Origin of the sequence: Promicromonospora sp. NPDC057138 (assembly GCF_042670845.1) — a bacterium.
Taxonomy (GTDB): Bacteria; Actinomycetota; Actinomycetes; order Actinomycetales; family Cellulomonadaceae; genus Promicromonospora.
Map to the genome: position 1 here is coordinate 183887 of NZ_JBHUUX010000001.1, position 13486 is coordinate 197372.

Here is a 13486-nt window from a genome sequence, read left to right on the forward strand (position 1 = left end):
CACTGGGGGGTGCGTGACGCCCTGAAGTCGTCGGAAGTTCACCTCATCGCGAGAGGGCCCCACCGCCAGCGGGGCCCTCTCGTTCTACCCGGAGACCCGCGTCGTGCCGGTGCCTCTCCTGGTCACACGGGGAACGTAAAGGCCGTCCCCGGACCGCACGCACGCGCGCCGCGCGATGTGGGAGTCTTTTCTCACGGCTGACCTGCGAAGTCAACACCACAGCTGTGGTTCTGACGCGTAAGGGCCAGATGGTTTGAGGGTCACTCAATATTCAAGCCATCTCCACAACTTTGAAGTCTCCTTGACCTAGCGGGCATCATGAACCCTGATTAGCGTTCAACCTGCCGGGTCCGCCCGCGTAGTCGAGGATTACCTGCGGTGTCACATGCACGACGCCCCGCAGGACATCCTCGGTCAGCACGGGCAGGAGCACGGTGGAGACAGACGCACGCAATGGAACCTCGATGGGTCCCGCACCGGGGGAGCCCGAGGCGGACTCCGCCGACGGGCTCGGAGGAGACGGCACGGTGAGCAGTGGTACGAAGGTCGCGAACCAGGACCAGCACGCCCGGTCCGCGACAAGACCCCAGCGACCCGCACCCCCCGGGCCGCTCAAGCCGACGCGCGCCCGACGCCGCCCGGCGCTCATCGCCCTGGGCCTCGCGCTCGTGGCCCTGAGCGTGCTCGCCTCCGTGTACCTGGCCAGCTCGCTCGGCCGGACCCACCAGGTCCTCGCGATCAAGGCCAACGTCGCGCGCGGCGCCGTGATCACCGCCGCCGACCTCGCGTCCGTGGACCTGCCCACCGGGCCGACCCTGCTCAAGCCGATCGAGGCTGAGCAGCTCGACCAGATCGCCGAGCTCAAGGTCGCGACGGTCGACCTCAAAGCGGGCCAGCTCCTGACGCAGGACAGCATCGCGGACGAGCTCCAGCCCGCCGCGGGACAGTCGATAGTCGGTGTCGCGCTCGCGCCCAACCAGATGCCCGCCACGGGAGACCTCCGGGCCGGCGACGCCGTGCGCGTGGTCGAGACGCCCGCGACCGGCGGAGAGCCGCCCGCCGGGACGCCGTTCACCATCGCCGCCACCGTGGTCGGCACGAAGTTGTCCCCCATCGGCGACCAGACGATCGTCGACGTGCAGGTCACCTCGGCGAACGCCGCGGCGCTCGCGGCCCGCGCCGCGACCGGCCGCGTCGCCATCGTGATCGACTCCGCCGGGCAGGGGTGATTCGCGTGGCCCTCGTCGCTCTCGCCAACGCGAAGGGCTCGCCGGGAACCACGACGGCGGCCCTCGTGCTCGCGCTCCAGTGGCCCCGCCCGGTGCTCCTCGTGGAGGCCGACCTCGCCGGATCGTCGATCCTCGCCGGGTACTTCCGCGGGCAGCTCCCGCACGACCGCGGCCTGCAGCCGCTCGCCATCGCGCACTCGCACGGCGACCTCGAAGCCTCGTTCTGGGAGCAGACCATTCCGCTCGTGCGAAACGATCCGGACAAGAAGCTGCTGCCCGGGATCGTCAGCCCGCACACCGCGCCCGCCGTCGCGAACCTCTGGGCGCCGCTCGCCAACCAGCTCGTCGCGCTCGAGCGCGGCGGCGTCGACGTCCTGGTCGACCTCGGCCGGCTCGGCACGGGCGGCGTCGTCCGCGAGGACCGGGAGCCGATAGTCCGGCTCGCGGACCAGGTGCTGATCACCACCGGATCGCGCCTGCCCGACATCGCGGTGACGCGGGAGCTCGTCAAGTCCCGCACGTCCGTGATCGACGCCGCGGCCCGCGATCTCACCAACCTGACCGCCCTGACCATCGGCCCCGGGCGGCCGTACGACGCCAACGAGATAGCCCGCACGCTGGGCCTCGGGACCGTGGGCTCGCTGGCCTGGGACCCCGTGAACGCCGAGGTGCTGTCCGTGGGCGCGCCCGCGGGGCGCCGGTACTCGACGTCGCCGCTGGTGCGGTCGGCCGGGCCCGTGATCTCGCGGCTCCAGGACCGCACCGAGAAGCGGCGCGCCCGGTTCTCCACCGGCCCTCGTGACATCGGCCCCGGGTCCGGCCCACGGCGTCCGCCTGCGCAGTGGGGCGCCGACGCCGGCCCGCGCCCGGTGCAGGCCGGACCGTGGCGCGGCGACAGCAGGGGAGACGCATGAGCACGCCGGAATTCCCCGACCTGTCCTCACTGCCGATCTTCCACGAGTCGGGTGCCCAGGCGCCCGCACCGCCGAAGCGGACCCCCGGAACCGGGGCCGGGCCCGACCGCCGTCCGGCGTCACCGCAGCGCACCTGGGCGCCGCCGGCCGAGCCGGCCGAACAGGGCAACGGCGCGCCGCGCACCACCGGTTCCGGCGCGCCAGGGGGGCGCGGCGGCACGCCGTCGGGCAACGGGGCCTCGCCGTGGGTCGGGGCCGTAGCCCGGGCCGGCCGGGAGTACCACGGTCAGCCCGGCAACCCGCGGCTGCGCGACTCCGAGTTCTGGCGCCAGGTCAACAGCCTGCGCGGCGAGGTCTCCTCGCGGCTGACGACGGCGCTCGCGACCCGGGAGCTGGACGAGGAGCAGCGCGAGGCGCTGGGTCAGGAGCTCATCCAGCAGGTGGTGCGCGACCACAACGACGCCCTGCTCTCCGGCGGCCAGCGCAACTGGACCACGGAATACCAGGTCGAGGTCACGCGCGCGCTGTTCGACGCCCTGTTCCGGCTCGGCCGGCTGCAGCCGCTCATCGACACCCCGGACGTGGAGAACATCGAGATCACGGGCACCGCGCCCGTGCTCATGCTGATGGGCGACGGACGCCGCACGTACGCGGAGCCGATCGCGGACTCCGACGCCGAGCTCATCGACTTCCTGCAGTTCCTCGCGGCGCGCGACCCCGCCAACGAGCGGTCGTTCACGCGCGCCAACCCGTTCCTCAACCTGGACCTGCCCGGCCGGGTGCGGCTCGCCGCCGTGGGCTGGGTGGTGCCGTGGCCGCGCGTCACGATCCGGCTGCAGCGCCTGCAGTCGGTGGACCTGGAGCTGCTCCGCCGGAACAACACCATCGACGCGGTGCTGGCCGAGTTCCTGACGGCGGCGGTCCGGGCGCGCAAGTCCATCGTCGTCTCGGGGCAGGGCCAGGGATCTGGAAAAACCACACTGTTGCGGGCGCTCTGCGCCGGCCTGGATCCCTGGGAATCCATCGCCACCATCGAGACCGACTACGAGCTCTACCTGCACCTCGAGCCCGAGAAGCACAAGCGTGTCGTGGCGCTGCGCACCCGCGAGGGCTCCGGCGAGATGAACACGTCGGGCCGCCGCGTGGGCGAGATCAACACGAACGTCAACGTGTACGAGTCGCTGCGGCACAACATCTCCCGCGTCATCGTGGGCGAGGTGCGCGGGCCCGAGATCGTGTCCATGTTCCAGGCGATGCAGATGGGCAACGGCTCGCTGTCGACGGTGCACGCCGACGGCGCGCGCGACGTCGTCGAGCGACTGGTCGGTATGGCCGTGCAGGACTCGACGCTCTCCGAGACCTACGCGTACCGGCAGGTGGCGCAGTCGGTCGACCTCATCGTCTTCCTCCGGGTCGATTCCGAGGCCGACGGCCGCCGCAGCCGGTACGTCTCCGAGGTGATCGAGGTGACGCGCGGCGAGGCCGGCAACCCGGTGGCGATCACCGACGTGTTCGAGCCGGGCCCGAACGGCCGCGCGGTACCGAAGACGACGCCGTCCTTCCTCGCCGACCTGGAGGACGTGGGCTTCGACGCAAGCCTGCTGAACTACCGGGACGGGCTCTGGGGGCACGCATGACCACGCTGATCGCGGTGCTGACGGGGCTCGGCCTGGGCCTGGGGGTGTGGTTCGTCGTCGTCGGCGCGCAGAAGTACGAGCCAACGCCGAAGCCCGTGCGCTCCACACCGCCCTTCCACGGGCTGCTCCGCCTGCTGGGGCTGACCAAGGGCGGGCCGCTCTACGCGCAGCGCCGGATGCTGGGGATCGGCGCGGCCGCGGGTCTCGTCGTTGGGCTCGTGACGGGCTGGTGGTCCCTCATCCTGATCGTCCCGGTGCTGATCGTGGGCCTGCCGTCGCTGTTCCGTACCACCACGCAGTCCAACGAGGTGGAGAAGCTGACCGACCTGACCGCCTGGGTGCGCTCGCTGATCGGCGTGCTGTCCGGCGGAGCCGTCGGTTTGGAGCAGGGAATCGCGGCAACCCTGCACAGCGCGGCACCGTCCGTTCGGCCGTCGCTCGCCCGGCTCGTGGCGCGCCTGGAGGCGCGCCAGCCGATCAAGCCGGCCCTGTACCGGTGGGCGGAGGAGATGGACGACTACTCGGCGGACATGATCGCCTCGGCGATGATCCTCGAGTCCGACAACCGCACCGGGGCCGTGGCGCCCGCGCTGCGGCAGCTCGCCGAGTCGCTGTCGGCGCAGGCCAAGGCGCGGCGCGAGATCGAGACCGAGCGCTCGACCGGCCGCGCGACGGTGCGCTGGGTGACGATCGTGACGCTCGTGGTGCTGGCCGCCACGGCGATGTCCGGCTACCTCAGCGGGTACGACTCGCCGCTCGGCCAGGTCATCGCGGTGGTCCTGTTCTGCGCGTACGTGATCTGCCTGCTGTGGATGCGCAAGATCAGCCTCGGGCAGCCCATCCCGCGGTTCCTGCCCGACGAGCGGGGGGCCTGACATGTGGCCATGGGCAGTGGGCAGCGGCCTGGTCGCCGGGCTCGGCCTGTTCCTCGTCGTGCGCGAGCTCCTGCCGTCGACGCCGCGGCTCCAGTCCGCGCTGGACCGGCTCAGCGGTGACGACAAGGTGGAGCCCATCACCGTGTCCGACGGCGGTGAGCTCACCTCCACCCAGCGGTACACGCAGGTGTTCGGGGCCTGGGCGCAGCGCCGTCTGCCCGTCGCGGTGCTGGGCCGCGGGGGCCCGAGCCACGCGGACCTCGATCTCATCGGCAAGACCGCCACCGACCACTACGGCGAGAAGGCCCTGGGCGCGGTCATCATGCTGGTCGCGGTGCCGTTCCTGGGACTGTGCGTGGGGCTGCTGAACCTCGGCATGCCCGTGTCGGTGCCGCTCGGGGGTGCCCTCGTGCTCGCCCTCGGTGCGTGGTTCCTGCCCGACCTCGACGCGAAGACCAAGGCCAAGCGCGCCCGGCAGGAGTTCTCCCGGGCCGTGTCGACGTACCTGGAGCTGCTGGCGATCGAGCGCATCTCCGGCGCCGGCGCCACGCAGGCCACGTTCGCCGCGGCGCAGGTCGCCGGTTCGTGGCCGTTCCGGCGGATCGCCGCGGCGCTCGAGCGCAGCCGGTGGGAGGGGCAGGCGCCGTGGGTGGCGCTGCGCGAGCTCGGCGAGGAGGTCGAGGTGGACGCGCTCGGCGAGGTCGCCGCGATCGTGGAGCTCGCGGGCACCCAGGGCTCGGCCATCCACGACCAGCTGCAGTCGAAGGCGGCGGCGATGCGCGACGCGCAGCTCGACGTCGAGCAGCAGCTTGCCCACGATGCGACGGTTCGCATGACGGTGCCCGGAACCCTTACAGTCTTTGTGTACTTTTTGATGCTTATATTCCCCATCGGGGTCACTATGTTTCAGACTGCACCCTGAACCGGCTCGCCCCCAGTGGCACCCGGATGTCACACGAGCCGCTTCTTACCCATTTGTTGAAGTCGACAGCACCCCCAGGAGTCAACATGAACCAGCACCTGAGCCAGGGCCGGTCGGCGGCGTCGCACGCCGCCGCACGGGCGTCGTTGCGCGTGGCTGCGGCACGCGGTCGCGTCGACGCCCTGAACGCCCGCTTCGCCGAGCGTTCGGCCGAGCTCCGCCGTCGGCTGGCCGCGGGGCGCGACGGCGAGCCCGACGAGGCCGGACTGGAGTCCATCGAGGTGGTCGTGCTGTCCGTGATCGGCCTCGGCATCGCCATCGCGCTCGGGGCCGCGATCCAGGGTCTGGTCAGGCGCTACATGGCGCAGCTCGGCGAAGGCGGCTAGGGGACGATGGGATGAACGAACGCGGTGCCGCCTCGCTTCAGACCGTCCTGACGTACCCGATCGTTCTGATGCTCATCTTCGCGATGGTGCAGGGCGTGCTCTACTTCCACGCGCAGAACACGGCCCAGTCCGTGGCCAACGGGGCAGTCCAGGCCGCGCGCGTCGAGGGCGGCAGCATCGACTCGGGATACGCGGAGGCGGCAGCGCGCCTCGCGCGCGGGGGCGACGCGTTCGCGTCGGTCAACGTGTCGGTGACCCGTGGGGAAGAGACGGCCACCGCGCGGGTGGTCGGGCTGGCGCCGTCGATCGTGCCGGGGTTCCGGGGGCTGCGCGTGGAGCAGTCGGCCACCGGGCCGGTGGAGCGGTTCACATCGGGGGCGGGCTGATGAACGGCTCCGAGAACGGTTCCGAGGGCGGCAATGTCGCCATCAACACCGCGGTCGTCTTCCCGATGCTGCTGCTCATCGGGCTGCTGCTCGTGATGGCGGGGCGGCTCGTGCTGGCCGAGGGCGTGGTGCAGTCGGCGGCGAACGAGGCCGCGCGGGCGGCGTCGATCAGCCGGACGGCGACAGTGGCCGGCGCGCAGGCGACGTCGACCGCCACCTCGACCCTGCTGAACTCCGGGGTGCGCTGCGCGCAGACGTCGGTCACGCCGATGACCGACGCGTTCGACCTGCCGCTCGGGACCGTCGGGACCATCACGGTCGAGGTGGAGTGCGTGGTGCCGCTGCGCGATCTCGGCTTGCCGGGTGCACCCGGCTCGCGGACGATCAGCGCGACGGGGACGTCGGTGCTCGACGCCTATCGGGGGCGGTCATGACCAGGGGGGCTGGGCGGATGTGGGTGCGGCGCGGGCGGACGGCGGGGTCGCCGCCGCGTGCCCGGAGGCTCCGGGAGCGCGGCGAGGTCAACATCCTCGCGGCGGGCATGGTGCCCGCGCTCATCATCGCCATCGGCCTGGTGGTCGACGGCGGCGGGCGGCTGCACGCCGAGGACGAGGCCGAGTACGCGGCCGACCAGGCCGCACGGGCCGCCGCGCAACAGATCCGGATCGATCGCGCGCAGCTGGGACTGCCCCCTGAGGTGGATCCCGCGCGCGCGACACAGGCTGCCGCCGACACCCTCGGCGCGCTGGGCGTGCAGGGCGGCGTGACCGCCGTCAACGGCGCCACCGTCGACGTGGGTACCGAAGTCACCTACGAGACCACGTTCCTCACGTTGATCGGAATCAGCTCGCTCACCGTCACGGCCGACGCCGAGGCGCGAGCAGTCCGCGGGATAGGACAGGAGGAATCCTGATGAGCACCTCGACAGTCCAGGGCCGTGCGGTGACCGGTGAGCCGGGTGGACCGCAGCGGGGCACGGGCGCACGCGTGGCGAAGGGGCTGGGCGCGGCGTTGCTGCTGGTCGCGCTCGTCGTCGGGATTCCGATCGGCCTGTGGATCCTCGGCGGGCCGGTGTGGACAGGCCCGGTCAGCCTGAACCGGGTCATCTCGACGCTGAGCAGCCCCGACGTGACGGGTTCCGTGCTCCTCGGGCTGGTCAAGGCCGTGGGCTGGATCGCGTGGCTGACGTTCGCGATCGCCGTGGTGATCGAGGTGGTCGCGGCGCTCCGCGGCCGCCGCTCGCCTCACGTGCGCGGGCTCGGGGCGCAGCAGCGTGCCGCGGCGGTGCTGGTCGGAGCGGTGATCACGATGCTGGTCGCCGCGCCCGCGGCGACGCCCGCGATGGCGGCGCCGTCGCCGGTCGAGGCCGGTCAGACCGGGACGGTCGCGGCCGCGGCGGTCCTGCCGGGTGCCTCCGTGGTGGCGGGTGCGCCCACCGAGAAGGTGGGCAGGCACGCCCAGGCGGACGAGGCGCCGTCGGCCACCTATACGGTGCAGCCGGGCGACTCCCTGTGGCGGATCGCCGAGCGGACCCTGGGGGACGGCGCGCGGTTCAAGCAGATCGCCGACCTCAACTACGGCGTCCCGCAGGCCGACGGCGGTGCGCTCGACGCCGGGAACTGGATCGAGCCGGGCTGGGTCTTGCGGCTGCCGGCGGCGTCGGGCGCCTCGGGGGCGTCGGGGGTCGACCAGGCCGGCTCCGGCGACTCGGACGGCACGGTGAACGTGCGCAACCGCGGAGGAGCGACGGAGTCCGCCGAGGTCGTCGTCGAGTCGGGCGACACCCTGTGGGGCATCGCCGAGGAGGAGCTCGGTGACGGGACCAAGTACCCGGAGATCTACGAGGCGTCGCGCGCCACGGAGCAGCCGGGCGGGGATCGGCTCACCGATCCCGACCTTATCTACCCGGGCTGGACCGTGACGGTTCCCGGTGCGGGGGAGTCGACGTCGGACGCCGGTTCGCGCGCCGACGATGCGGCGCAGCGCACGCCGGACGCCGACAAGCCGGCGGAGGAGCCTGGCGATTCCGCTGGGTCGGACGCGTCGGCGGGTTCGGATGCGTCAGACGAGGTGACGCCGGACGCCGGGGCCGAGAAGCCGGACGCCGAGAAGCCGGACGCCGAGGAGCCGAGCGCCGTGGAGTCCGCGGCCGGTGCCGCCGGTGCCGCCGGGGCGGCGGGAAGGCCTGACGAGTCGGCTCCCGCGGAGTCGGCGCCGGAGGAGACCGCGCCGTCCACCGAGGTGACGCCCGGGGGCGCCGCCGAGGTCGAGCCGGACGACATCGACGCGCAGGGCGGCTCGGGCAACGACGTCGTGGAGCAGCGGACGCCGGCGGGCGAGCAGCCTTCCGGCGAGCAGCCGGCGGGGTCACCCGCGGCGCCGGAGCCGAATCGGGCGGCGCAGAACGCGCCGCCGAAGGAGCGCGCTGACCAGGGCGGGGCCGGTCGGGGCGGCGAGCAGCAGGGCAGCGGTACGCCCGACCCTGCCGACGTCGGGACCGGAGCCGCCGGCATCGGCGGGCCCGATGCCGAGGACGACAAGGAGCCCGCGCCCGAAGCGACCGCGGACGGCAACCTCGTCCCGGAGGCGCCGCCCGCCCCGCGGGAGACGGCCGAGCCCGAGTACGACGAGGTCACGCCCGAGGACCTCCGGAACGATCCCGACCTCGCGCCGGACGAGTCGGCGGGGCAGGGCGGCTCGACGGAGACGATCCCCGGGGAAGGCCTGATCGCAGACGAGCTCCTGCCGCAGGACGAGCCGGATCAGCCCGCCAAGGAGACGGCGTCCGGCAGCGGCACGATGTGGGGCAGCGACCCGGCGTCGGACCGCGTCGCCGAGAACGGCGCGGAGGGGCTTACCGGGGACCTGAGCGGGATCGTCCCGGACTCCGACGTGACCGCGACGCGGGGCGGCGCGGTGACCGAGGAGGTCCTGCCTGACGAGCTGGCTGGGGACGAGCCGGTCGTCGGAGAGAGCGCGCCGGAGGTCGCCGTCGAGGCGTCGGCGCCAGTGGAGGAGCCGGCGCCGGTCGCGTCGGGGTCCGAGTCAGCCGAGGGGGCTGCTCGCGCCGAGGAGTCGGCTCGCGCCGAGGGTTCCGCTCGCGCAGACGGACCTGCGGAGGCGGGGGCCGCAGCCGAGACCCGGCCGGGATCCGATCCCGTCGAGGTGGCAGGCGCCACGACTGCTGCCACCGCAGCGGCGGGTACGACGGCCGGCGGCGCGTCCCTGCTGGACTCGGCGACCGACGTCGTCTCCGAGGTGGTCGACGATCTCGACGAGTCGGTGGGCGTCCGGACGGCGTCCGGCGTCGGCGGACTGCTCGCCGCGGGGCTGCTCGCGCTGGTCGCCGTGAAGCGGCGCCGGGCGCGCAAGGGCCGGGTGCCCGGCGAGACTGTCGTCGTGCCGGGACCGGAGACGCCGGCGGGCGCGCTCGAGCGCGACCTGCACACCGTCGAGGACCCGTTCGGGCGCAACCAGGTCGACCGCGCGCTGCGCAGCCTCGCGCAGTGGCACCGCGAACGCGGCCTGCCGCTGCCCGGGGTGCGCGTCGCGCGGCTGAAGAGCGGCGAGTTCGTCGAGCTCTACCTCGACCGGGCCGCCGACCTGCCCGAGCCCTGGGCCAGCACGACCGACCGGTTCGTCTGGCAGCTTGCGGCGGCCGACGCCGACGCGGCGTCGCAGGTCGCGCCGGTTGAGCCTGTCGAAACCGGTGAGCCTGTCGAAACCAGGGTCTCGACGAGCTCGACCACCGGATCGGGGGCCGAGCCCGTCGAGACCGACGGCGAGGCGCCCTACCCGGCCCTCGTCACCGTCGGGCACGACGACGAGGACACCCACCTCATGCTCGACCTCGAGAACCTCGCGTGCCTCGACATCCGCGGCTCGGACGCCGCGGCGCAGGCCACGCTTGCGGCGCTCGCGATCGAGCTGGCGACGAGCCTCTGGGCGGACGACCTGCAGGTGACGGTCGTCGGCACCCTCGGCGAGCTGCCCGGCGTCGTCGACACCGGCCGGGTCCGGCACGTGCCCAGCCTGGCGGGCATCATCCGCGAGCTGGAGGCGCGCGCCGCCGACGTCGACCGCACGCTCGCGCAGGTGGGCGCCACGTCCGTCGCCGACGCGCGCGGCCGCGGGCTGGCGACCGACGCCTGGACGCCCGAGATCCTGCTCGTGGGGGAGCGGCTCGGCGTGGTCGAGCGCGCCACGCTGGAGGGCCTGGTCGAGCGGGTGCCCGGCGTGGGCATCGCCGCCGTGACCTCCAGCGCGGAGGTCGGCGACTGGGTGCTCGACCTCACCGGCGACCTCACCAACGGCGACACCACCCGCGGCATCCTCATGCCCGCCTACATCGCCGTGCGTCCGCAACAGCTCGACGGCGCCACGTACGCGCAAGCCCTGGCCTTGCTGGCCGACCCCGAGACCGCACCCGGCCCCGCCTGGAGCCGTTCGATCAACCGCACCGAACCGACGCTGGAGGAGATCCCGATGGATGTTGTCCGCGCTGGTGCCGCGGATTCGGACGTCGCGGCGAGCGAGGCGGCGGGCCTCGCGCCGTCGGCCGGCTACGCGACGGGGACGGCGGTCGGCGGCCCGACGTCGGGCACCCTGCCCGGGAGCTTCGCGCCGTGGGCGAACGCCGCGGTGAGCGTGGCGACGCCGCCGCTGGGCACGCCGGTCGTCCCGGGGAGCTCCGGGCGCGGGTCCATGGTCGGGACCGTCGAGCCGGGTTCGCCGGTCGAGCCGGGCACGCCGGGTGCGCCTGGGTCGCTGGTCGAGCCTGTCGAGGCCCCGCGCCTCGAAGCCCCGGTCGTGCGCGTGCTGGGGAACGTGGAGCTCGCCGGGACGACGGGCGTCGAGCTGCCGTCCACGCACCAGCGGCAGGCCACCGAGCTGATCGCGTTCCTGGCGTTCAACCCGGGCTCGCGCGGTTCGGACATCTCGAACGCTCTCTGGCCCTCGCGCGAGCCGAACCTGGCGACGCGGCGCTCCGCGGTCTCGCGGGCCCGGCGCTGGCTCGGCACCGACGCGAGCGGCCACGAGTACCTGCCGCGCTACTGGTCCACGGACGACGGCGGCCAGGCCGACCTCGAGTCCGCCGGCTACCGGCTGCGCGGGGTCCGCACGGACTGGCACCTGTTCTGCGACCTGGTCGGCGCGGACCTCTCGCAGACGCCGACGCCGGACCTGCTCGCCGCGCTCGACCTGGTGCGCGGCCGGCCGTTCGAGGGCGTGCCGCTGCGCAAGTACGCGTGGGCGGAGCAGCTGATGCACACCATCTCGTCCGGGGTGGTGGACGTGTCCCACGAGGTGGCGCGGCGCGCGCTCCTGGCGGGAGACGTCGCGATGGCCCGGCACGCCTCCCAGGTGGGGCGGCTCGCCGACCCGGTGGACGAGCGGTCGTGGCGCAACGGCATCCGCGCGGAGATCGCGTCGGGACGCCGGGACGCCGTCGGGCGGCTCGTCGACCGCCTGCGCGACCACCTGGAGCAGCTCGCCATGGAGCCCGAGCCGGACACCGAGGAGCTGCTGGCCCAGGTGGACGAGCAGGACCGCCGCCGCGCGGCGGACGCGGGAAGGGCGCCGCGCGGCTGACGCCGTCGGGCCGCCGCTGGTCGGGCGGCTTCGCTGGTCGAGCTGCTCCGCTGGTCGAGCCTGTCGAGACCTGGTTCCCGCTGGTCGAGCCCTCCCACGCTGGTCGAGCCCGTCTCGCTGGTCGAGCTTGTCGAGACCCTGGAACGGGCCTCGACAAGCTCGACCAACGAAGCGGGCAACCGACCCCGTCAGTCCCGGGCGAACGTCGGCGTCCCGTAGTCCACGAACCAGTCGCGCGCCTCGTCGATGTCGTCGGTGAAGGCGCGCGACAGCAGGAGCATCAGCCGGGCCTTGACCGGGGTGAGGTCGCCGCCCGCGATCACGCCGTCGCCGGTCCCGTACGAGCCGCCGGAGCCGGTGCGCGTCGTCGAGACGAACCAGACGCCGTCGGCCACGGCGGCCGAACGGGCGGTGCCCATCGCGCGCGAGATGCCGCCCGCCCCGGTGCCCGCCGTGACGATGCCGGTAGCCCCGGCCTCGTGGAACCCGGTGATCGCCTCGCTGCCGGCGCCCTGGTAGGACATGGCGATCTCGACCTTCGGCAGGTCCTCGGGAGCGACGTCGGACAGGTCGAAGGGCGTGTACCAGCGGCGGCTGTCGCAGTCGAGCACACGGGCGGGCGCCCGGCCGAGGGTGATGGTGTCGCCGTCGATCCAGCCGAGGACGCCGTACTCGCGCGACTGGAAGGTGTCCGTGCGGTAGGAGTTGGTCTTGGTGACGTCGCGGGCGGCCTGGATCTCGTCGTTCAGCATGAGGACCGTGCCGAAGCAGTAGGTCTGCTGTGAGGCCGCGATCTTGATCGCGTTGTAGAGGTTGGCGGGCGCGTCTGTGCCGAACACGAGGTCGGAGTCCGGGCCGTCACCCGCGCCCCAGGGGCGCATGGAGCCCGACGTGATGACGGGCTTCTTGGACCGGACCGTCAGGTCGAGCCAGTAGGCGAACTCCTCCTGGGTGTCGGTTCCGGTGGTGACGACGACGGCGTCCGCGTCCTCCAGCGCCTCCTCGACCGTGAGCGTGAGCTCGTGGAACTGGGCGATCGTGTAGCCGGACGAGCCAGCGTTTCCGAACTGGATCGCCGAGACGTCGGCGACGGCGTCGAGCTCGGGGCGCAGGGTATCGAGCATGTCCTCCATGAGATAGGTCCCGGCCCGGTAGTCGGTGAAGGTGTCGCGGCCCGCCGCCTTCCCGGCCATCGTGCCGCCCGTCGCGACGACGACCACCTTGGGCGTGCGACTCTTCGGCGCCGTGGCCTGCTCATACGCCGCGGACTGGATCCCAAGCGGATTGGTCCCCGCGGCCTGGATGCTGACGGGCGCGGGCGCGCGGTCCGCGGCGATATTCCAGCCGACGGCGCCGGCGAGCGTCGCTGTCCCGACGACAGCGGCAGTGGCGAACGCGATGGTGCGCCTGGTCAGGGCGATGACTGTGGGCATGGGTACTTCCCCTTCGGTCGGCTTGCGGCCGACGCTAAGGGCCGGGAGTTTCGAGGGGATTGCCCGGATGTTGACAGTTATCCACAGGACCCACTTTCCGGATCCGCTGGGC

Annotated in this window: 11 protein-coding genes; 10 read left to right on the top strand and 1 reads right to left on the bottom strand. The window is 73.1% G+C overall.

Annotated elements, in window-relative coordinates:
* Positions 1–464: 464 nt before the first annotated feature.
* The 10 genes from ACFT2C_RS00845 to ACFT2C_RS00890 all read left to right on the top strand — a co-directional run bounded on the left by ACFT2C_RS00845 (position 465) and on the right by ACFT2C_RS00890 (position 11941).
* On the top strand, positions 465–1229 hold the full coding sequence (locus ACFT2C_RS00845; RefSeq protein ID WP_377205105.1) for an SAF domain-containing protein: 765 nt from the start codon (positions 465–467) through the stop codon (positions 1227–1229).
* A 5-nt stretch (positions 1230–1234) separates the two neighbouring features.
* Positions 1235–2143, top strand: a complete 909-nt coding sequence (locus ACFT2C_RS00850) for a hypothetical protein (RefSeq protein ID WP_377205106.1) — start codon at positions 1235–1237, stop codon at positions 2141–2143.
* Positions 2140–3780 carry a CpaF family protein gene (locus tag ACFT2C_RS00855; protein ID WP_377205107.1) on the top strand — a complete coding sequence of 547 codons (1641 nt, stop codon included), beginning with the start codon at positions 2140–2142 and terminating at the stop codon, positions 3778–3780. The genes ACFT2C_RS00850 and ACFT2C_RS00855 overlap by 4 nt, the downstream gene beginning before the upstream one ends.
* On the top strand, positions 3777–4655 hold the full coding sequence (locus ACFT2C_RS00860; protein ID WP_377205108.1) for a type II secretion system F family protein: 879 nt from the start codon (positions 3777–3779) through the stop codon (positions 4653–4655). The genes ACFT2C_RS00855 and ACFT2C_RS00860 overlap by 4 nt, the downstream gene beginning before the upstream one ends.
* A gap of 1 nt (position 4656) precedes the next feature.
* Positions 4657–5577 carry a TadC protein gene (locus ACFT2C_RS00865; protein WP_377205109.1) on the top strand — a complete coding sequence of 307 codons (921 nt, stop codon included), beginning with the start codon at positions 4657–4659 and terminating at the stop codon, positions 5575–5577.
* An 86-nt stretch (positions 5578–5663) separates the two neighbouring features.
* Positions 5664–5963, top strand: coding sequence for a hypothetical protein (locus tag ACFT2C_RS00870; RefSeq protein WP_377205110.1), 300 nt, complete (start codon positions 5664–5666; stop codon positions 5961–5963).
* 11 nt (positions 5964–5974) lie between these two features.
* Positions 5975–6349 carry a TadE/TadG family type IV pilus assembly protein gene (locus ACFT2C_RS00875; RefSeq protein WP_377205111.1) on the top strand — a complete coding sequence of 125 codons (375 nt, stop codon included), beginning with the start codon at positions 5975–5977 and terminating at the stop codon, positions 6347–6349.
* Entirely contained in the window at positions 6349–6783 is a 435-nt protein-coding gene (locus tag ACFT2C_RS00880) for a TadE/TadG family type IV pilus assembly protein (RefSeq protein WP_377205112.1), read from the top strand. Before ACFT2C_RS00875 ends, ACFT2C_RS00880 begins: the two co-directional genes overlap by 1 nt.
* Complete coding sequence (locus tag ACFT2C_RS00885; protein WP_377205113.1) at positions 6780–7262, top strand: pilus assembly protein TadG-related protein; 483 nt, start codon at positions 6780–6782, stop codon at positions 7260–7262. The genes ACFT2C_RS00880 and ACFT2C_RS00885 overlap by 4 nt, the downstream gene beginning before the upstream one ends.
* Positions 7262–11941, top strand: coding sequence for a LysM peptidoglycan-binding domain-containing protein (locus ACFT2C_RS00890; RefSeq protein ID WP_377205114.1), 4680 nt, complete (start codon positions 7262–7264; stop codon positions 11939–11941). Before ACFT2C_RS00885 ends, ACFT2C_RS00890 begins: the two co-directional genes overlap by 1 nt.
* 188 nt (positions 11942–12129) lie before the next feature.
* On the opposite strand, the gene ACFT2C_RS00895 is transcribed toward ACFT2C_RS00890, so the two are convergent.
* The gene (locus ACFT2C_RS00895; protein WP_377205115.1) at positions 12130–13374 is read right to left on the bottom strand and encodes an asparaginase; all 1245 of its coding nucleotides are present in this window, start codon (positions 13372–13374) and stop codon (positions 12130–12132) included.
* Between the last annotated feature and the right edge of the window lie 112 nt (positions 13375–13486).